Below are 21,374 nucleotides of genomic sequence, written 5' to 3' on the forward strand. Positions count from 1 at the left end.
TTTAATCATAAATTTTAAAATAAAAAAACTCAAATCTTTTTTTTGATTTGAGTCTAATATTTTTTCTAGGTTTAATTTGTTGTATGTTTTTATTTGTTTTTGTTTTAAATTATTAAGCTGTTTTAGTTTGTGGAAAAATTTTTGGTTCAATTTTCTCTTTATAGAATCTAGTTTTCATAAAGTAGTGAACAAATAATCTTTCACCTATTGTTCAAAGCCCACCAATTATTCAATAGATTTGTAGACCTGTGCTGAATATCGCCCCCATACCAATGAACAAGATTTGAATCATATTACTTGTTTTATTACCTTTTTTGGCGGCTTGTTGAGCATATACATCAGTTCTAAATGCATTTTTATTTTTCTTTAAGTTCAAGAGTTTTGGTAGATATTGTGCTAGTGCTTGGATACCGACGGAAACTATAATGAATGGTAGATATATAAAGTCTTTTGCTATAACACGTGAAATTGATGATGCTGAGAACTGAATACCATATCAAGAAACTTGTTTGATTTCAGGTGCTGCAGAAATAATTCTAAACACAACAATAAGAATAGGAAGAGTAACAAATGAAGAAATCAATGCAGTAAATGGTGATATTTTAGCTTCTTTGTAAAGCTGTGAGATTTCTACTTGTTTACGTTGCTGAGCTGCTTTATCGTGTTTTAAATCAGCATATTTAGCTTCAATTTTAGCTTTCTTTTGGTTAACTTCTTCAAGTTTAGATTGACCAAATGCTGATTTAAGTGAAATGAAGAAAGCAATTAATCTAACAATGATAACAGTAATGGTTAAGGCAAGTATAACACTTCATCCTGTAGTTCCTAAACTTGTTGAAATCTTGCTAATCATCAAGTTTATAGGTTGTACAAACATTCCAAAGAAAGGACCTTGTTTTCAATAATCACTCATTGTCGAAAGCGGTTTGTGAGGTATTGTACCGCCACTAGGAGCTAGAAGATATGCAATTTGAGCATTATTATTAACATTTCCTACTTTAGTTAGATTAGATTTAATGTAAATTGCTTTTCCGTCTTTAGTGAATGAGTTTTTGTAATTTACATAATTTGTATATTTATGAAACACTACATCCAACATTGCAATGAAGTTTGAAGCTTCTTTTAATCACAAGTATTTATTTCACTTGTTCAACTCTTTTTCTTTTTCTTGATTTTTAAGATTTGCAAATGTAGGTTGTTTTCAAGGAGCAGTAGGATCATCTTGGAAAATACTTGTAGTGGTTTCAAATTTATCAGAAACAATAGCAGTATTGAAGATATTTATAAACTCATTGAAACGTGTCATTTTTTGTTCAAATGTAACACTTGGATCTTTGAAATTTATTTGTGGTGTTGAATAAATTTTACTTCCATTGGTAATTGCTTTATGATCTTCATCAGTTTTGATGGTAGGTTCTAATAATCATTGAATATTTCCGGTGTTATTTTCAAATCATTGTTTGAAAGTTTCATTAAATAAAATTTGAAGATTATCGCGAGCAAATTTTTCTACCACTGAAGATCCACCTTCAAGTTTACCTTCAATTCTACGATATTCCTTAGATTTTAATTTGTCATATCTTTGGAAAGTATATTTGTCGCTATCAGTTGTACTTTGCGCATGAACTAAATAATAGAAACTATCTATATTAGTAAAATGTGTTATTGGTGTATAGTTTTTTGACCCTGCAATTCCTGGGCTTGTATTGATGTAAGTAAATTTATTTCCATCATTATAAATTTCGCCATTTAGAACTTCAAATTTCTTAGCATTAGTTTTTGTAGGAACTTCTAATTGTAAAGCTAGTGAACTACCGCCATAAGAACCATAAACCGCACCAGTTTGTTCATCTTGTTTTTTTAGTTTTTCAATCAGATCATTGTTTTTATTATTAAGTCCTAGAAAAGGGTTCTTAGCAATAAATTTATCAGTGTTTAAGATTTCAAAAGCATTAGTATTAGCATTGTATCTTAATACTTCAATATTAGGAGATATTTGTTTTTTAGAAGCATAAAATTCATATCCTGATCCAACTTTTGATGATGTTTTAGTCACAAATGATTGCACACAACCAATAAGACCAACACTTACAAAAATAACTATTAGAATGATTTTTAGTCATCTTCATATTTTTGATCATATTTGGCGAGGCGTTTTTTGTTCGCTTGATTTAGCTGTATTAAATTCATCATAAAACTTAGATTTCTTTAACTTTGCCATTTTTTCTAAACCTTTCAAATAATCTGACTATGCTTTCTTGTTTTTTGGCAAAATCAAGATGCATAAAACTTTTTCTTGCAATAAGTACACAACGTAAATTTACTTCTTCAATTCAAGGAATACTTCTCAAAATTGCCTTGATTTGATTTTTATAATGATTACGTTCGACTGCTTTAGCAAATTGTTTCGGAATAGCAATTCCTACTTTTAGTGTTTCTGATGGTAAGAAATAAATAATTAAATTAGTCTCAACAATTTGCTTTTTTTGATTGAGAATTTTTTGAAATTCTCAATTTTTTTTCAATATATTATTTTTATTAAACATTAATAATAAGTGCATAAATTAACTATTAAAGTAAAAAATAAATCAAATTCTTTTTACTTAGAATCTGATACAGTTAATCTTTTTCTTCCCTTTGCACGTCTTGCAGCCAAAACTTTTCTACCGTTTTTAGTTTGCATTCTTGCCATAAATCCGTGAACTTTGATGTGTTTACGTTTTTTAGGTTGATAAGTTCTTTTCATAAATACTCCTATTCCACTTTAATGACTTAAAGATAAATTTTCCAAATTAAAACTGATTAATATGTTTTATAAAATAATTATTATATTTTAACAAATTTTTATAATTTTGTTTGCATTGTTTTGAATACTAGTAAATATTTTTATAATTGGCCATTTTTAGTTTTATTTTTTAGATAAAAAAAATATGTGGTTTTTAAAAACTACATTCTAAATTAATTGAAATTTGTTAAAGTAAATTAAATAATCGACACCTTAGTCTCATAAGAACTTCATTTGATTATTTAATGGTGAAAAAATTAAGGTTATTTTTGAAACTATGAGCGGTGAAATTGCTAAAAACTTATGTTTTTCCTCGTTTTATTGACAAACAAAGTTATTCACAAAAAAATTTTTGGAAAAAATTGTTAATTATTAAAATTTATCCTTCTGTAAAGAGGAATTTTTTGTAATTAATTGTTAATAACTTTGTCATTTCGTGTCAAAAACATAAAATATTATTGGTTAATATATTAATTTTTAAAATTCTAATTTATCATTTAAATATATGAATAATAATCAAAGCGAAAATTCAGATAAACAACTCACAATTAGAGCCAACAATCTTACTTTTAAAAATGAACTTAAAAATAATTTAAGTGATGATTTTGCTTTTGAACACTTGTTTTCAAATGTACAAATTGTGTATGAAGAACCTGAAATTATTTACCTCTTAGTTCCTCATCAAATAAAGGATTTATTAAAAAATAGTTATTTTTCTTCAATAGAACGTGCAATTCATAATGTTTATAGTAAAAAAATGAATATTATCTTAATTACTGATATCGAAGAATTAAATGCATTGCATGCTCTAGATTTACAAAATGAAGAAAATGCAAACAAAAACCAAAAAGAAACTGTAAAAAATATAAAAACAAATATTAGAGAAAATCTAAAATTTGAAAATTATGCAATTGGTAAATTCAATTCATTTACAATAAAAGCTGCGAAAAATATTTGTGAATCACAAAAAGTTGAAATTTCACCATTTTTTGTGCATAGCGATAGCGGTCTTGGAAAAACCCATTTACTACATGCTATGGGAAATGAATATTTAAAGCAAGGAAAAACCTGTTTGTATATAAATCCTGATGATCTTACTAGAAAATTAGTTGAACAACTTCGTAATAAAAATCAAGATGAAATAAATAAAATTGTTGATGAAATTATCGCCTATGATTGTGTTATGTTTGATGACATTCAACAATATGCTCATAAAGAAAACACACTAAATGTTTTATTTAATATCTTAAATCACTTAATTAACAACAATAAGCAAATCATAATAGCTGCCGATAAATCTCCTTCTGAACTTGGAGGATTTGAACAAAGATTCATCACACGTTTTTCAGGTGGAATCATTGTTAATATAAATACACTTGAACTAGAAGATGTGATTGAAATTCTAAAATTCAAATTACGTGAAAATGATATAAATCCTGAATATTGAGAAAATGAGAGTCTTAAATTCATTGCTCGGAATTTCTCTACTTCCATACGTTCATTAGAAGGTGCCATAAACCGGATAAAACTATTTAAGCAAGATGATGATTTTTTCACTTATGATATAGCAACTATTAAATCAATCTTCCAATATGTTTCTCAAATTAAAGAAACAATTACACCAGATAAAATAATTGAAGTAGTTTCAAAATATTACAAAATCGATAAGAAAAAAATCACTTCCAAAACAAGAAAAGAAGAAGTTGTTATGGCTAGAAGAATTGCAATGTGAATTATCAAAAATTACTTTGATTATTCACTAGAACAAATTGGTAAAATGTTCGGTGCGCAATCACATTCAACTGTTATAGTTTCAGTTCAATGAGTTGATAACAACCGGAAAACTAATCCAACACTAAAACTTGCATTAGAAAAAATTGATGAGAATTTAAATAAAATCCTATAAAGTAAGGAACAACAATGGAAATAATTATAGATAAATTAACACTAGATGAAGCGCTTGAAAATGTAACTCGTGCTGTAGAATCAAATCCTTTTCTTCCAATAATGAAAGGTGTTTTAATAGAAGCAGAAGATAGTCAAATTACCTTCATGGGATCAGATGGTGAAATAAGTATTAAATATACCATACCTACTTCAATAGATGCTAAGATAATAACTCCAGGAGTGTGCTTGGCAGAATTAAGTTTATTGAAAAATGTTATTAAAAAAATTGATAAAGATATTCATTTGAAAGTAGATGGCAATCTTATTAAGATTTCATCAGGTAATGACAAGTTTTCAATAAACTTATATAATGCAGCAGATTATCCAGTAATAGATTTCACCATATATGGTGAAAAACTTACAATTGATTGAAACAAATTAAAAGATGTGGCAAAAGATGTTTGAAATATAGCATCTCCTGATGACCGTAATATTATCCTTTCATGTGTTAATATATCAGCCAAAAACAAGATTCTAAAAATGGTAGCAACCGATAGATATCGTTATGCTGAAAAAACTATAGATATTGAAGAAAATATTGATATCAATATTTCAATCATTGCTAAGAATCTAAAATCACTTTTATCTTATGATCTAAATGGAAAAGTACTGTTCTACATTTCAGATCATAAAATCATTTTCCAAATTGGAAGTTCAATTATTCAATCAAAAATAGTTGAACAAGTTTATTTAGATACTTCAAAAATTATTCCAACTCAGTTTGCTAACACACTAGTAATTGATAAAAAAGAAATTAATAACCTACTAACAAAAGTAAGTGCTATCACAAATGAAAACTACAATAAAATTAAATTGTGAATCAAAGATAAAGATCTAACCATTTTTTCTACCCGTGAAGAAAAAGCAGTTGCTGAAGTTAAAACACAAAACTTTAAATTTTCATCAAGTGAAGTCAAAATTGCTATGAATATCAAATATTTAAAGGATGCAGTTGCTGTATTTGATGATGAAATCACAATTTCAATTACTAAAGATAATTTGAAAATGATTGCAAAATCAAATTCTAATCCAAGATGTTTGCAACTATTTACTGCACAAAAAGGTTTTTAGATGGAAATTGAAATTTACGGAGATTCAATTAAAGTAAGCCAATTTTTAAAAAAAATTGGCATTACTGACACTGGTGGTAAAGCAAAATTTTTCCTAAAAGCTCATAAAATCACAGTAAATGGCGAAGAAGTTTCAGGAAGAAATGCCAAAATTAGACCAGGCGATACTGTTTGAATTGATGATAGCCTTTACAAAATAATTGCTTCTAAAATGCAATAAAAAAAGCTTTATTTGTAATACAATATATATCATAAATATTAACGCTGATTTATCTTTATTACTTTTTATCGTATTATAAAACACTAAGGAGAAGAAAAATGCCAGGAAGAGATCGTCTAACAGGACAAAAAGCATTAAGTGGGAACAGAAGATCACATGCTTTAAATGCAACCAAAAGAACATTTGACTTAAACCTACAAAAAGTAACTGTTCTACAACCTAATGGTTCTAAAAAAACTATTTCAGTAACAGCAAAAAACGCAAGAACATTAAAAAAATATGGACTTGTTGCTTAACACTAATATCTCTTAAAGAGATATTTTTTATTAATAATTAAATATAATAAAACTATGAAACAAAACAAATTAATATTCGTTATTGATATGTTGAATGGATTTTGCTACGAAGGAAATTTAGCATCACCACATATTGCAAACTTAGTTTCTAAAATAAAAGATTACCTTGAAACAAACAAACAACATGATAATATTTTCTTTTGTGATGCTCATTCAAAAGATGATATTGAAATGGAACAATATCCATATCATTGCCTAAAAAATACATCTGAAGCAGAAATAGTTAAAGACCTCAAACCTTATGTTAAAACCAAAATTGAAAAAAATACAACTAATTCTTTTTTAGTGTTAAATCCCGAAATCCTTTCAAAATATGATGAATTTATCATCACAGGATGCTGCACTGATATTTGTATTCTTCAATTTGGTTTGAACTTAAAAACTTATTTAAATTATATTGGTCATAACAAAAAAGTAATTATAAAATCTTCACTAGTTGATACTTTTGATACACCATCACACAACCGTGATGAATACAATAAATTTGCATTGAAACTGCTTCAAAATGCAGGGATTATCATTGAATAACTCATAAAATCATCTAATTTTTGTTTAAACCAAAAGATAAATTTCTTGGTACTTTTCTATAATTTGATACATCTTACATATCGCAAATTTATTGCATTTTGGTCATTTATCAAAATGTTTGTTAATTTTATATAACAATTTTTTATTGGTTATAATGTTAATAATCTCAAAGATTTAACAAGGAAAAAAATCACTGCATTTAAGATTAAAATGACTAAAAAAAATAAATATCCCAGAATAATAATTGATGAATTTAAATTCAAAACTAATGTAAAACAAGCAATAGAAATTTGCAAAAAAAATAATATAAAAGTACTTGCTGTTACCAAAGGTTTTTGTGGAAACAGAAGGATGGCTGAATTATATAGCGAATGTGGAATTGAATATTTTGGTGATTCAAGACTAGAAAATTTTGATGTTTATAGTGACATTAAAGGACATAAGCAACTGCTTAGAATTCCTTTAATTTCAGAAATTCCCGAAGTAGTTTCAAAATGTGATTCTAGTTTAAATGGCGATTATGGTGTAATCGAAAAAATTAGTGAATACTGCATCAAAAACAATCTAAAACCTCATGAAATAGTTTTAATGATAGACTTAGGTGATAGACGTGAAGGGATTTTGCCTGAAGAAACAAAAGAAGTTTGCGACAAAATTATGAAACTAAAAGGTGTAAGACTTATAGGATTAGGTTGCAACTTCGGATGCTATGGAGCAAGAATTCCTTCTGATGAATCAATGAAAACTTTTGTTGAATTACAACATCAAATTGAAAAAGATCATAATGTAAAATTAACCCATATGTTAGGTGGTAATTCACTAAGCTTACATATGGTTTGAGAAAACAGAATGCCTAAAGAAATCAATTTCTTACGTATGGGATTCGCAATGATTTTTGGCACTGAAGATATGTACCGTAAAACTATAGAAGGTATGTATCGCGATGCTTTTAGATGTGAAGCAGAAGTGATTGAAGTTGATTACAAAAGTTCACTTCCAGTTGGTGAATGTGGAATTGATGCATTTGGACATAAGCCATATTTTGAAGACATAGGCACTATTAAAAGAATTATTTTAGGGATTGGAAAATTAGATACTATGTTTGATGCAATGATCCCATATGACCAAGATTTAAAAATATTAGGTGGTTCATCAGACCATTTAATCATAAATGCAAATGATTCAAAAATAGATTATAAAGTTGGAGATATCGTAACATTTGCTCTTGATTGAGGATCATTACTATATTTATTTAATTCAAAATATGTAGAAAAAGTATTTGAAAATAAAGAAACTACTTCTCGTAAGAAAACAAAATAAACAATATTTCCCATTTTAAATAAAAATTGTTAATAATAAAACAAAATAAAAAATTAAAAAGAGCTACACGCTCTTTTATTTTGCCAGTTTCCTGAAATGGTACGCCCTAGAGGACTCGAACCTCTGACCCAATGGTTAAAAGCCATTTGCTCTACCGCCTGAGCTAAGGGCGCATATATGGTGCCCGAGACTGGACTTGAACCAGCACGACCATTACAGTCAAGGGATTTTAAGTCCCTAGCGTCTACCATTCCGCCACTCGGGCATTTAGTATTAAAATGCGTTTATTATTATAATATATTTTTCTAAAAAAATTTAATTAATTTATAAACCTAAATAATAAGAAGTTATATGCATAAATAAATAAGGTTTCTACTTATTTTTTAGACATTTAAATTATTATTTTTTTAACCTTTTTTAGCTTTAATTATTTTTAAAACAATTTAAAATAAAAACACATAGACTTGATTGTCTATGTGAAATGATACCTATTTATACATGGTGCTCCAGACTGGACTTGAACCAGCACGATTTTGGTCGGTTGATTTTGAGTCAACTGCGTCTACCATTCCGCCACTGGAGCGTAAAAGCAATTATTATTATAAACATTTTTATTTAATTTTTCATATATAATAAAATTTATGAATTTAAAAATGATTTTTGAAACTCAAGTTAGTTTGGATGAGACATTGCTCAAAAAAGTGATTGATCCAAATGAAAAATATTTAGACACTAAAAAAGTAATTGCTCTTTTGGTTGAACTTGGTGAATTTGCAAATGAAGTTAAATCCTTCAAATATTGAAAAAAACATAAAGAAATAGATAATGAAAAAATGCAAGAAGAATTTGCTGATGGAGTGCATTTTCTAACTAGCTTGGCACTAGTTTATAAACTTGATTCAGAAATCAAGATTATTCAAAAATCACAAGATTTTAGTTTGCAACTAGCTTATGTATATAAGACTTTTGCAAAACTTTTAAAAAAAGTTACAGTAAGTTCATTAAAAGTGGCCTATGGAGCTTATTTAGGTTTGGGAAAAATTGTCGGTATTACAGAAGAAAGTTTATGTGAAGCTTATTTCAAAAAGAATAAAATAAATTTCAAAAGAATAGCTGATAACTACTAATAATAAGTATGAAAATTAATTGCCATAAACTGGTAATTTTTTTGAAATTTTGGATAATAAACTTCAAAATTTCAATTTATTTTTATGATTTTTGAACTTAAATCTTTAAACTTCAAAACCATAAAAATATACTTTTTTATAGGCATTTTTCTTGGTATTTTTGGTGAAATAATTTGATATAATTTATATTTAATAAATATGTTATTTATTAAATTCTTATACTAAGACTTCAAGGGGATAATTAATATGCCATCAAAAAAAGATGAAAAAGAAAAAAAATCAATAGAACTCGAAGAAAAAAAATTAGATAACCAAGCTCCAGAAGATGATGACCAAAAATACTATGACTTTGACGACACTATAAAGAAAGTTTTTGAAGAACCAAAATCTATCCTTCCTGATGAAGATGAAGAAGAAGAAATTCCACAAGCCAAAGAAGGATATAAAGTCAAAAGTCAAATCTTAGAAACTGAAACAAATGGTCTAAAACCTGCAGACCTTGCAAAAGTTATGAAATCATCATTCATTGAATATGCTATGAGTGTTATAGTAGCTCGTGCATTACCTGATGCTCGTGATGGTTTTAAACCAGTTCATAGAAGAATATTGTACGCTATGAGTGAACTTGGTATTTTACATAATAGCCCTCACAAAAAATCAGCTAGAATTGTCGGGGAAGTTTTAGGTAAGTATCACCCACATGGTGATTCATCTGTTTATGAAGCTATGGTTAGAATGGCCCAAGACTTTTCAATGCGTTATCCTCTTATTGATGGTCATGGTAACTTTGGATCAGTTGATGGTGATGAAGCTGCTGCTATGCGGTACACTGAAGCTAGAATGAGCAAAATTGCAACTGCTATGGTTGATGGTTTAAAAAAGAATACTGTTGATTTTATTGATAACTATGATGGTAGTGAAAAAGAACCGGTTGTTCTTCCTGCACGTTTCCCTAACCTTTTAATTTCAGGAACTAGTGGTATTGCTGTTGGTATGGCAACCAATATTCCTCCTCATAATTTAGGTGAAGTAATAGATGCAGTTTGCGCACTTGCTAAAAATCCTGAAATTACAATCGATGAATTAATGGAATATGTACTTGCACCTGACTTTCCTACTAGAGGCATTATATTCAACCGTGCTGGATTAATTGAAGCTTATAAAACAGGTCGTGGTTCTATTACAATGCGTGCTAGAGCACATATTCAAGAATTTAGTAATGGTAAAAGTAAGATTATAATCACTGAAATCCCATATGAAGTTAAGAAAACTGAAATTATGGAAAAAATTGCAGACCATATCAAGAACAAAAGAATTGATGGTATTGCAGATTTCAGAGATGAGTCTAATAGAGATGGTATTAGAATTACCATTGATGTTAAAAAAACTTTCGTTCCTGAAGTTATATTAAACCAACTTTATAAATTAACAAGACTTCAAACTAATTTTAGTTTCAATATGATTTCACTTGTTAATAATGAACCTAAACTATTAAATTTAAAACAATGCTTAGAAGTTTATCTAGCTCACCAAATTGAAGTAGTAACTAGAAGATTAAACTTTGACTTAGAAAAAGATTTGGCTAGAGCTCATATCCTAGAAGGTCTAAAGATTTGTGTAGAAAACATTGATAAAGTTATTGAAATCATCAAAAAATCTAAAAACGATACTGACGCACAAGAAGCATTGATGAAAGAATTCAGACTTTCAGATCTTCAAGCAAAAGCTATTGTTGATATGCGTTTAGGTCGTTTAACTGGACTTGCTATTGAAAAAATGGAAGAAGAGCTTGAACAAGTTCAGGCTAGAATTGTTGAATACCGTTCAATTCTTTCAAATCACAGTCTACTTATCGATTTAATTATTAAAGAACTTCAAGATATTAAAAATACTTATGGTGACAAAAGACGTAGTGAAATCAATTGAGATGAAATGGGTAATATCGATAATGAAGATCTTATTCCTCAAAAAGAAATTGTTATTACCATTAGTTCAAATAGTTATGTAAAAAGAATTGACTTAAATGAATACCGTGAACAAAAAAGAGGCGGTGTAGGATCATCTACTGTAAAAACTTATCAAGATGATGATGTTCGTGACATATTGGTAACTAACACTCACACCGACCTTCTAATTTTCACAAATCAAGCAAGAGTTTATCGTATTCGTGGACATGAAATTCCTATTGGTACTAAGCAAGCTAAAGGAACTCCTATTATTAACATAATTCCTGCTATTGATAAAAATGAAAAAATTATTAAAATAATTTCAATTAATGAATACAATGATAATAATTACTTAATAACTGTTTCAAAACGAGGCATTATTAAGAAAACTAAAATTGCTGAATATCAAAAAATTAATAAAAACGGTAAGTTTGCACTTTCTTTAAATGAAGGCGATGAACTAATTGATGCATTAATTGGTGAAGACAATGATGAAATCTTTATCGCAGGATCTAATTCAAGAGTTAATAGATTTAACATTAGTGAAGTTAGATCAATGGGAAGAACCGCTACTGGTGTTGGTGGTATAAGATTAGATGAAACAGACGAAGTTGTTACTGTATCAAGTTCTAAAAATGGTAAGTATATCTTTAGTATTGGTGCACGTGGATTTGGTAAAATGACACTTGCTGAATCATACCGTAAAACCAAAAGAAATTCACGGGGTGTACTTGCTTTAAATAGTGAAAAAGCCGGAAATTTGGTTTATGCTTCTACGGTACATGGAACTGAAGATTTAATCATAATGTCAAAAGATGGAATTGCTATTAGATTTTCGTTAAGAGATGTTTCAATTGTTGGTAGAAATTCAAAAGGTGTTAAACTAATTAATCTAAAAGGTAGAAACTCTTCAATTGTTGGTGTTGCTAAGATTTATGATGAAAGTGAAGCTCAAAATGACCGTGAGTTAACTAAAGAAGAATACATTGAAGTAACCCGTGAAATGGAACTAGACCTTTCAGAAGATGAAGATGATTACGGAGACGAATAATTTATAAAGACTCTCTCCCACTTATATATTTACAACAAACTATTAATAATTAATGACTAACCAATAGTCATTTTTATTTTTATTTTGTTTTCTTTCCTTGATTTATAAAATTCTTCTGTCACGTCATCACTAACACGTAACACACCACACATAAAAAGCAAAATAAAAAAACCAGGGCAGGAGATTAGCCCTGGTTGCTCCTGACATCCAAATGTATGGAAATTGCATTTATAATAATCTAACTAAAGACAACTAGGAGTAAGAGTGAGACATTATTGTACATTTAAGGAAAATAAAAATCATTTCAAAACTTAACAGATATGCAATATAACAACAATTTTTTAAAAATGAACTAATAATGTATACAAGAATGAATGAAGAAAATAGATTAGATTATTGTGCAGAAGCCTATATATTATAGATTGTTTATGGGATTGAAAGAAAATTTTTGACTATTTTTTCTATATATAATATGTAAAGAAATGCTCTATTTTTTTATCATTTAACATCTTTACGAGAAAGAGGCATTGACATACAACGAGCGTTACCCATTCCAAGTGATAATTGGTTACCTTTGAATGGAAGAACTTTGATTCCAGCTTTTTCTAAAGCCTTGTTAGTTTTTTCATTACGTGCGTATCCAATTACAACGCCTGGTTTAATTGCTAGATAGTTTGTACCATCGAAGTGAGTTTCACGTGCTATTTCAATATCAGATGCACAGCAACCTGCGATTGGAATTAACACTGGTTTTTTACCAATAATTGATTCTAATAGTTTTTCTAGAGGTAATCCGTTATCTTTTGGTTGAGGTTCTGAACCACCATTTACAAGGTCATAATCTCAGAATTTGAAGATATCGTTTGCAATAGGTGAGTATAAGAATTTATCCTTATCCAACATTGTTAATCAAGTATCTAGGTGCATCAAGTTTGTTCATTTAGGAACGTTGATTGCAACTATACGTTTGAATTCACATTCTTTGTTTGCTTTAATGTTTTTAGCAAGTAATGTAATGGTGTCAAGGTCAGTTCTTTCAGAAACACCAACAACCAATGTGTCATTATTATAAATAAATACGTCACCACCTTCAATTGATAATTTCATTGCGGGGTCGTAGTATCAAGGTGTGCTAGTTAGTTTAGGGTGATTTCTAAACACGAACCTACTAAATAATGTTTCACGTTGTCTTACTTTGTAACGCATGTAGTGAATTGTTACACCATTACCTACTGATGCAAATGGGTCACGAGTAAAGTATAGGTTTGGCATTGGATCTATAATTAATTCTTTTTCAGATTCAATTTCTAGATCATATTTGGTAATACCAGCCATCATTAGTTTTACTAATTCTTTAGTATCTTTGATACCTAGAAGTAGTTTTTTAACTAATGGTTTAACTTTAGCGTCAACTACTGGCTCAGAATCTTCGATGTATTCATCGATTAAAGCTTCTTTTTTCTTAGCATCTACTAAGTCAATAGTTTCAGCAATTAAGTCAACTAGTTCTACTACATTAACTCCTTCTTTTTTTAGAATTTCTACAAATTCCTTGTGTTCTTTTCTTGCATCATTACTTTCCAAAATTGCTGAGAATAGTAATTCGTCAAGTCTAGAAGGTGTGATGTAATCGATTTCTTTCCCAGGTTCATGTACCAAAACTGATTCTAGATCACCAATTTCTGAGTATACGTGAATCCCTTTAAATTTGCTGTTAAATACAGACATTAATTTTTCCTTTCAAAAAAATTCGAAATAATTTGTATAAACTTTACTAACTATTTTCAAAAACAATATTTTGTTGTAAAATTAGAAAGTCTTATTGATTTATCAAAGGACATCATTTTACTAAAATTTATTTTTGAGATTTTACTATTTATACAGTAATAATTATACTCCAAACAAGGCACAATTCAAATTATGTACGATTTGTAATAAGCCTTTTGCATAATATGAAATTTTAGTTCCTTGATTATTTATTCTTCATTTTCAAGGCTAAATAGTAAGCCATATCACCCTCTATTAATACAATTTTATTCTTCGAATTGTAGGCTTATAAATTTAATAAGTATTCTTACATAATCAATTTAGGTTTTTAAAATTTCTTTCTTCATCAATCATCATTATTTTTTCCCTAATTGATTTAAAATTTAGATTGCTTCAACTAATTCAATTCAACAAAATCGTTCTATATTCAAATACCACAATATCACAATATCTATAATAATTTTTTTACATTTTTTATTTTTAGGTTCACAAAAAAAGTCATTAAGAACATAATCAACATTATTTATCATACCTAATGTTGATACTTATAAGGAGATAATTATGAAATATGCAACAATGACAGAAATAGCTTACCAAATATTGCTCGAAAGAAAAACCCTCACTTTCGACGAGCTTTTTAATAGTGTTAAAAATGTTTTACTAGAAACATGGAATGAAGAGTTGTCTGCAAATTACACTATTGAACAAATCATTGAAAAAAAGCGTGGAGAATTGTACAAGCTCCTAACGATTGATAGTAAATTTTTCAGAAATAATGATGAAACTTGAACATCAATTAGACCGGACAAACCTTTACAAGTAGGATCTTAATCCTACTTTTTTTATTACTTTAATTGATTTTTTATAACTTTAATTTAAAATTAAAATATATGGCTAAAAATAATTTAATAAATATAAAAAAAATTCTCCACACTGCATATTTACAAAAATATGCAGTTCCTCACATCAACATCAATAATTTAGAATGAGCAAAAACCATTCTTGAAAGTGCAGAAGAATGCAAAAGTCCAGTAATTTTAGCTGCTTCGAGTTCTGCTATAAAATACATGGGAGGATACAATATAGTTTTCCACCTTGTTACTAGTTTAATAGATGATTTAAATATCACAGTGCCAGTAGCACTACATTTAGATCATGGTAAATTTGAAGATTGTAAAAAAGCAATTGATGCTAATTTTTCTTCAGTTATGTATGATGGCAGCAACGAAAAATTTGAAGTTAATTATTTGAATTCACAAAAAATCATTGAATTAGCTAGCAAAAAGAATATATCAGTTGAGGTTGAAATCGGTCAAATCGGTGGTGAAGAAGATGGGATTAGTTCAGAAGGAAGTATTAGCGATCCTAAAGAAGCTAAAAAAATGGCTCAACTTGATATTTCATGTCTTGCTATCGGAATTGGAAATATTCATGGACCTTACCCTCAAAACTGAAAGGGTATAAACTTTGAAGTTTTGAAAAAAATTAATGAAGAAGTTAAACTTCCTTTAGTTCTTCATGGTGGAAGTGGAATACCTGAAGCACAAATTAAAAAAGCCATAGCTAATGGAATTGCAAAAATTAATATTAACACCGAACTTCAAATTGCTAATGCTAAAGCATTAAAAGCATATTTTGAAACTAATGAATTTATGGAAAATAAAAATTATGATCCTAGAAAAATCTATAAATTTTCATGTGCCGAGATGAAAAAAGTCATAATTGAAAAAATCAAATTATTTGGATCTTATGATAAGGCAAGTAAGAACAAAAACTAGTTTCAAGCCCTTATTAATTCCAATTTCATTAGTTTCAATTCCTTTAACTGTTGTAGTTCAATCTTGTTGAACTACTGTAAAAGTTAAAAATTTAGTATTAATTAATTCAAAAGCTGATTATGATAATTTAAAAGTCTCTGATTTTAGATATGATGGTATAGACTTAGATAAATATTGAATTGGTAATTTTAGAGTTCAAAAAGACACTGAAAATTCAAAAATTTGAATAAGTTTTGCAATTTTGGTTAAAGGAACTTACAAAATTGTTACCAACAATCAAACTTTCTCATTTAATTTACCTGAACCAGTACTTCCTGAAGGCAATATTTATTTTAAAAATAATTTAGCTAATACTATTTATGATGATATTCCCTACCCGATAAATAATAGTAGTGATTTAAAAATAAATGAAGCTTCAAAAATAAATGTAACCAATATTCGTGATGGCGATACTTTTGAAGCAAGCAATAAAGAAGCTTATCGTTTTGCAGGAGTAGACACTCCTGAAAAACGTAAAAAAATTGGAAGTGAATGACATCCTACTGAAGGAATTCAATATAAGTATGCCATGCTTGCAACTCATTACACAGAGTTTTATGCCTATTTATCATTTCAAGCTAAGTATCAAAATTATGAAGATCGCGCCACTGAAATTTATGTAGTTCCTCAAAAAACTAAAAATGGTAAGCATTATAAATATAGTGAAATGTCAGATCACTATGGTCGTATAGTTTCAATTGTATTTTACAAAGATATTCACAACAAATTTCATTGTTTGAACGAAAAATTAGTTTTAGAAGGTAAGGCTAGAAAAAATTATATTTCACTAAATTCAAGTAGCATTTATTACACTTCAAACACTTCATTTTACAATCAACTAGAAGAAGCGTCTCAAAAAGCACAAGCAAATAAACTTGGAATTTATTCTGATCCTAAGGAATTTGCCAATATTTTTCCTTAAAAATACTATATAATATAATTGAATTTTGGTACGGGTAAGTACTCAAGTGGTCGAAGAGGCGGTCCTGCTAAGACTGTAGGGGGGCGAAAGTTCCCGCGGAAGTTCAAATCTTCTCTTACCCGCCATTTTTTTATTTTGTTTTTCTGAATCGAAATACATTAAAAATAATGTACTTTTAATATACTAAAAAGCAGAATTAAAAAAATCCACTTCTCAAAAAATTATTAAAATATTTTTAGCACTCAAAGCTTTAAAGTGCTAAAATAGTATTATATTATTTTATTGATAATATCAGAGGAGGAAAAATGGACTTTTCTTTTACACCTAATGAAGATAGTAAAGACCCTATTAAAGAATATTGTAGAAACTTAACTAATTTAGCAATTGCTAATAAATTAGAACCTGTAATAAATCGTGATGAAGAAATTAGAACACTAATCAGAATTTTGAGTCGTAAGACAAAAAATAATCCTGTGTTAGTAGGCGAACCAGGTGTGGGTAAAACCGCAATTGTGGAAGGTCTTGCAAGAAAAATTGTAGAAAATCAAGTTCCAGAAAATTTAAAAGGCAAAGAACTTTTGGAACTTGATTTAACTTCACTTATTGCAGGAACTCAGTATCGTGGGCAATTTGAAGAACGTATTAAAAAATTATTAAAAAAAATTGATGAATCTAATGGTGAAATAATTTTATTTATCGATGAAATCCATATGATAGTAGGAGCTGGTAGCACTAATGAAGGTTCAATGGATGCTGCTAATATTTTAAAACCATTGATGGCTCGTGGTAGACTTCATTTAATTGGAGCTACAACACTTGATGAATACCGTGAAAAAATTGAAAAAGATCCAGCTCTTGAACGTAGAATGCAAAAAGTTACAATCTTAGAACCTTCGATTGAAGATACAATAACTATTTTGCGGGGAATCAAAGAAAGATACGAAACATTTCATGATGTAAAAATTGAAGATGCAGCTTTAATAGCAGCAGCAAATTTATCAGCACGTTATATTTCTGATCGTTTCTTACCTGACAAAGCTATTGATTTAATTGATGAAGCTGCATCAAATATTAAAACTGAAATGAATTATATTCCTGAACCACTTGAAAAAGTGCAACAGCAAATTGCTCGACTTGAAATTGAAAAAGTGGGAATTAAAAATGATAAAGAAAATGCTAAAAATAAAAGTCGTCTTGAAGAAATAGAAAAAGAGTTAAAACTTCAACGCCAAAATGAAGAAACATTAAAAAAATCATGAAATGAAGAAAAAGAAATTATTCAAAAAATTTCTTCTATTAAAGAAAATCTTGAAGCTTCAAAAAATAAATTAAATATTTTACAAGGTGATGGTAATTATGTTGAAGCATCTAAAATTATGTATGTTTTAATCCCTTCGCTTCAAAGTCAATTAAAAGAATATGAGACTAAAATTTCAAAGAAGAAAAATCGCTTAGTAAAAGAAACTGTTGATGAAGAAGAAGTGGCTGATGTAGTAAGTAAATGAACAAAAATCCCTGTTACAAAGCTTTTAGAAAGCCAAAAAGATAAGCTGGTTAATTTGCCTCAAGCATTAGCTAAAAGAGTTAGAGGCCAAGAAGAAGCTATAAAAGTTATTTCAGAATCTATTCAAAGATCAAAAGCTAATATCAACGACCCTAATCGTCCAATTGGAAGTTTCCTTTTCTTAGGGCCCACTGGTGTTGGAAAAACCGAACTTGCAAAAGCACTAGCTGAAAATTTATTTGATGATGACAATAGAATCATAAGAATAGATATGTCTGAATATATGGAAAAACATTCAGTTAGTAGATTGATTGGTTCACCTCCGGGATATATCGGTTATGAAAAGGGTGGACAATTAACTGAAAAAGTTAGACAAAATCCTTATTCAATAGTTCTATTTGATGAAATTGAAAAAGCTCATATTGACGTACTAAACCTACTTCTTCAAATAATGGACAATGGTCAAATAACTGATTCACGTGGTAAAATCATCAATTTTAGAAATACAATCATAATAATGACTAGCAATTTAGGAGCTAATGAAGCCATAAAAGAAAGTAATAAACAAGAAGAAATTAATAATATGCTTCTAAAAGTTTTAAAACCTGAATTTTTAAACCGTATTGATGAAATAGTCAAATTCAATTCGTTATCTCAACCTATAATTGAACAAATTGTAAAACTTGAAGCTAATAAACTTGCTAAAAGATTGTTTAAAAATCAAGGCATTAAACTTGTAATTTCAGATGATGTTTATAAATATATTGCTAAAAAAGCATATGATCCTAAATTCGGTGCACGTCCTATAAAAAGATATATTCAAAAAAATATTGAAAACATATTAGCACTTGATATTATCAATGGTAAGATCAAGGAAGGAAAAGAAGTTCCCATTATCATTGAAAATGATAAGATAAAAATTGTATCTAATCAAGAAGATTTAAATTAATAAAAAATTAGCTCATTGAGGGCTAATTTTTTATATGGTACACCCTGTGGGGATCGAACCCACGACCCAGGGATTAAGAGTCCCTTGCTCTGCCGGCTGAGCTAAGGGTGCATATGACTAATTATAAATTAAATGTTTATTTATTTAAAAAAATGAGAAAAATAAACTCAATAAATTTTGAAGATGTCGTGTTTTTCTTTGACCTTTTTTATATATTAAATTATGGAAAATATGGAAGCTAAAAAATTATTGGGACAAGTTTTTACCCCTCAATTTATTGTAGAAAAAATGATAAATTTAATCAGTATTAAAAACCCTAATTTAATTTTAGAACCTTCATCTGGAACAGGCAATTTTTATTTTGAACTCATAAAAAAATATGATAAAAAAATGTTAAAGCAATTGAAATTGATAAAAAAATAGCTCATAAAAATGCTATTATAGATTCTTATTTTAATACAGCTTTTAAAGCTGATGTTATTATAGGTAACCCACCTTATGTTAGCTTTAAAGATATACAAAATAAACCTCAAAGCAATTTACTTTTTCATAAACCTAATTTATATATGTTTTTCTTTGAAAAAGCAATACATGATTTAAATGAAAACGGGGAGCTTATTTTTATTGTTCCAAATTCTATTTTAACTAATACAAGTAATAAAAAAATTAATGAAGAAATATATAATAATTTTTCAATCACTTATTGAGAATTAATAACTGAAAATATTTGAGAAAATGCATCTGTTCCAACTGCTATCATAAAAATAATAAAAACAAAAAATCATAAAGACAAATTAAATTATTTCTTTAATAATGGAAAAATTATATTTGGTGAAAAAATTAATTGAAATGGAAAAACAGAAGTTAAAGTTGGAGGAGCTTCAGGTTTTAACTCTTTGTTAGAAAATGGCGATGTTGAATTTGTTTTTTCTGAAACAGAAAGAACAAATAAAACAAAATTTATAAAATATGAACCATTAAAATGAAATAGATCAGTCCCTAAATATCCATTAAATTTTTCATTTCAAATTTTTGTAAATGCAAAAACCAGAAATAATAAACCTTTTTATATTTTAAAAAAACTACAAAAAAATGAATTTATTAATTATGATGCTTCAGTTATATGTATTTTTACTTTTGGAAGTAAAGAAGAAACATTAGAATTAGTGAATAAATTAAATAATTATGATTGGACTAATGCTGGAATAAAAAATGATGGTCGTTTCCATTTTTCACAATCAATTATTGAATGTATTTTAAATTAAATACATTTTTTTGGTTCTATTTTTTTGTTTTTGTATTCTTCAAAATCAAAAAATAATTTAGCTCTTTTTTTAGCACTTTTGTAAAAATTTTTCATAATGAAGTTTTTTAGATTCTTCATAAGTTCTATTTACCTTTTCTCTATTTTTATTTCACACACATTGAAAAGGTAAATTATTACCATTTGGATTTAGTTCATAAAGTTTTTTTAATGAATTGAAGAAAATATCTCTATTATTTTCTTTATTAATCACTAAAAAATAATAATCTCTATTATTATCTTCCATATTTGAATAAAGTTTTATTAAAAAATTTGACCAATTTATTTCATTTGAAAAAGCAGGGATTTTACCAGTTAAACAAAAATACATTCCTATCTTACAATTTAAATTATCAGAACTATTTAAATTCAAATTTGAAATTTTTAAGTTGATAGGACAAAAAAATGTATTATCTTCATTAAATATTAGAAAATCATATTATTCTCTAATATTGGGAATTTTTGCGATTAAATTATTTTTTGTTAAAAACTGTTTGAACTCATCGTTATCAGCTATTTGTTTAATAATGATAGATTCTGAATTTGCAGAATTTATTCTTCCATCTTTATTTTTGTTGTTTAAAGAAAAATTTTGCTTTTTTAATAAATCGACAATAAAATTTAATATTTTTTCATCGTTCATAAAAAGCATTATAAATAATTATTTAATTTTGAAGAGAAATTTATGAAACCTACATTTTAAATTACCTAGCTTTCTCAAATGTTTCTCAAATATTTCCGCTATTTTTGAATTCATATTAT

At 27.8% G+C, this 21,374-nt stretch carries 20 protein-coding genes and 5 tRNA genes; 15 read left to right on the forward strand and 10 right to left on the reverse strand.

The genetic code is table 4. The annotated features are described in order from the left end of the window. Positions 1–112 precede the first annotated feature (112 nt). The 3 genes from yidC to rpmH form a co-directional block, all read right to left on the reverse strand. A complete protein-coding gene (yidC, locus tag JN03_RS08450) occupies positions 113–2,221 on the reverse strand; it encodes a membrane protein insertase YidC (protein ID WP_134076458.1) in 2,109 nt (702 codons plus the stop codon). Then, positions 2,199–2,525, reverse strand: a complete 327-nt coding sequence (gene rnpA, locus JN03_RS08455) for a ribonuclease P protein component (RefSeq protein WP_254735335.1) — start codon at positions 2,523–2,525, stop codon at positions 2,199–2,201. Before rnpA ends, yidC begins: the two co-directional genes overlap by 23 nt. A 74-nt stretch (positions 2,526–2,599) precedes the next feature. Continuing rightward, positions 2,600–2,746, reverse strand: a complete 147-nt coding sequence (gene rpmH, locus JN03_RS00595) for a 50S ribosomal protein L34 (protein ID WP_036441939.1) — start codon at positions 2,744–2,746, stop codon at positions 2,600–2,602. 544 nt (positions 2,747–3,290) lie between these two features. Here rpmH and dnaA point away from each other — a divergent pair. The 6 genes from dnaA to JN03_RS08465 all read left to right on the forward strand — a co-directional run bounded on the left by dnaA (position 3,291) and on the right by JN03_RS08465 (position 8,226). After that, positions 3,291–4,691 (forward strand): chromosomal replication initiator protein DnaA, encoded by a 1,401-nt coding sequence (gene dnaA, locus JN03_RS00600; protein ID WP_134076459.1) that lies wholly within the window; start codon positions 3,291–3,293, stop codon positions 4,689–4,691. 14 nt (positions 4,692–4,705) lie between these two features. After that, positions 4,706–5,803 carry a DNA polymerase III subunit beta gene (gene dnaN, locus JN03_RS08460; RefSeq protein ID WP_134076460.1) on the forward strand — a complete coding sequence of 366 codons (1,098 nt, stop codon included), beginning with the start codon at positions 4,706–4,708 and terminating at the stop codon, positions 5,801–5,803. Beyond that, a complete protein-coding gene (locus tag JN03_RS00610; protein WP_036441948.1) occupies positions 5,804–6,022 on the forward strand; it encodes an RNA-binding S4 domain-containing protein in 219 nt (72 codons plus the stop codon). 98 nt (positions 6,023–6,120) lie between these two features. Next, positions 6,121–6,318 carry a 50S ribosomal protein L28 gene (gene rpmB / locus JN03_RS00615; protein ID WP_036441950.1) on the forward strand — a complete coding sequence of 66 codons (198 nt, stop codon included), beginning with the start codon at positions 6,121–6,123 and terminating at the stop codon, positions 6,316–6,318. A 54-nt stretch (positions 6,319–6,372) separates the two neighbouring features. Continuing rightward, entirely contained in the window at positions 6,373–6,906 is a 534-nt protein-coding gene (locus JN03_RS00620; RefSeq protein WP_134076461.1) for a cysteine hydrolase family protein, read from the forward strand. A 210-nt stretch (positions 6,907–7,116) separates the two neighbouring features. Continuing rightward, positions 7,117–8,226, forward strand: a complete 1,110-nt coding sequence (locus JN03_RS08465; RefSeq protein WP_134076462.1) for an alanine/ornithine racemase family PLP-dependent enzyme — start codon at positions 7,117–7,119, stop codon at positions 8,224–8,226. Positions 8,227–8,323: 97 nt separating this feature from the next. Here JN03_RS08465 and JN03_RS00630 read toward each other — a convergent pair. The 3 genes from JN03_RS00630 to JN03_RS00640 all read right to left on the reverse strand — a co-directional run bounded on the left by JN03_RS00630 (position 8,324) and on the right by JN03_RS00640 (position 8,809). Next, positions 8,324–8,399, reverse strand: a tRNA-Lys gene (locus JN03_RS00630). Between the two features lie 5 nt (positions 8,400–8,404). Next, positions 8,405–8,491, reverse strand: a tRNA-Leu gene (locus tag JN03_RS00635). 234 nt (positions 8,492–8,725) lie between these two features. Beyond that, positions 8,726–8,809: transfer RNA gene (locus JN03_RS00640), tRNA-Leu, on the reverse strand. Positions 8,810–8,867: 58 nt separating this feature from the next. On the opposite strand from JN03_RS00640, the gene JN03_RS00645 reads away from it, so the two are divergent. Next, positions 8,868–9,353, forward strand: coding sequence for a dUTP diphosphatase (locus tag JN03_RS00645; protein WP_036441959.1), 486 nt, complete (start codon positions 8,868–8,870; stop codon positions 9,351–9,353). Positions 9,354–9,599: 246 nt separating this feature from the next. Beyond that, positions 9,600–12,350: a DNA gyrase subunit A gene (gyrA, locus tag JN03_RS08470; RefSeq protein ID WP_036443803.1), complete on the forward strand. Its 2,751-nt coding sequence runs from the start codon at positions 9,600–9,602 to the stop codon at positions 12,348–12,350. A 495-nt stretch (positions 12,351–12,845) separates the two neighbouring features. Here gyrA and arcA read toward each other — a convergent pair whose 3' ends face one another. Beyond that, complete coding sequence (gene arcA, locus JN03_RS08475; RefSeq protein WP_036441965.1) at positions 12,846–14,078, reverse strand: arginine deiminase; 1,233 nt, start codon at positions 14,076–14,078, stop codon at positions 12,846–12,848. Between the two features lie 600 nt (positions 14,079–14,678). Between arcA and rpoE the strand changes: the two genes are divergently transcribed. The 5 genes from rpoE to JN03_RS08485 all read left to right on the forward strand — a co-directional run bounded on the left by rpoE (position 14,679) and on the right by JN03_RS08485 (position 19,309). After that, positions 14,679–14,948, forward strand: a complete 270-nt coding sequence (gene rpoE, locus JN03_RS00660) for a DNA-directed RNA polymerase subunit delta (RefSeq protein WP_036441968.1) — start codon at positions 14,679–14,681, stop codon at positions 14,946–14,948. 59 nt (positions 14,949–15,007) lie between these two features. Beyond that, positions 15,008–15,895, forward strand: coding sequence for a class II fructose-1,6-bisphosphate aldolase (fba, locus tag JN03_RS00665; RefSeq protein ID WP_036457651.1), 888 nt, complete (start codon positions 15,008–15,010; stop codon positions 15,893–15,895). Further along, on the forward strand, positions 15,867–16,856 hold the full coding sequence (locus tag JN03_RS08480; RefSeq protein WP_036457648.1) for a thermonuclease family protein: 990 nt from the start codon (positions 15,867–15,869) through the stop codon (positions 16,854–16,856). Before fba ends, JN03_RS08480 begins: the two co-directional genes overlap by 29 nt. Positions 16,857–16,888: 32 nt before the next feature. Then, positions 16,889–16,981, forward strand: a tRNA-Ser gene (locus JN03_RS00675). A gap of 180 nt (positions 16,982–17,161) precedes the next feature. Next, entirely contained in the window at positions 17,162–19,309 is a 2,148-nt protein-coding gene (locus tag JN03_RS08485) for an ATP-dependent Clp protease ATP-binding subunit (protein ID WP_051599436.1), read from the forward strand. 35 nt (positions 19,310–19,344) lie between these two features. Here JN03_RS08485 and JN03_RS00685 read toward each other — a convergent pair. Next, a tRNA-Lys gene (locus JN03_RS00685) sits at positions 19,345–19,420 on the reverse strand. Between the two features lie 120 nt (positions 19,421–19,540). Here JN03_RS00685 and JN03_RS08490 point away from each other — a divergent pair. Both JN03_RS08490 and JN03_RS08495 read left to right on the forward strand, forming a co-directional pair. After that, on the forward strand, positions 19,541–19,732 hold the full coding sequence (locus JN03_RS08490) for an N-6 DNA methylase (RefSeq protein ID WP_119863624.1): 192 nt from the start codon (positions 19,541–19,543) through the stop codon (positions 19,730–19,732). A gap of 17 nt (positions 19,733–19,749) precedes the next feature. Beyond that, the gene (locus tag JN03_RS08495; RefSeq protein WP_422385921.1) at positions 19,750–20,574 is read left to right on the forward strand and encodes an Eco57I restriction-modification methylase domain-containing protein; all 825 of its coding nucleotides are present in this window, start codon (positions 19,750–19,752) and stop codon (positions 20,572–20,574) included. A 69-nt stretch (positions 20,575–20,643) separates the two neighbouring features. Here JN03_RS08495 and JN03_RS00700 read toward each other — a convergent pair whose 3' ends face one another. After that, on the reverse strand, positions 20,644–20,943 hold the full coding sequence (locus JN03_RS00700) for a hypothetical protein (protein ID WP_051599145.1): 300 nt from the start codon (positions 20,941–20,943) through the stop codon (positions 20,644–20,646). Positions 20,944–21,051: 108 nt separating this feature from the next. Next, a complete protein-coding gene (locus JN03_RS00705) occupies positions 21,052–21,255 on the reverse strand; it encodes a hypothetical protein (RefSeq protein ID WP_051599435.1) in 204 nt (67 codons plus the stop codon). Between the last annotated feature and the right edge of the window lie 119 nt (positions 21,256–21,374).

The sequence above is a fragment of the Metamycoplasma hyosynoviae genome (genome assembly GCF_004365165.1).
GTDB lineage: Bacteria > Bacillota_I > Bacilli_A > Mycoplasmatales > Metamycoplasmataceae > Metamycoplasma > Metamycoplasma hyosynoviae.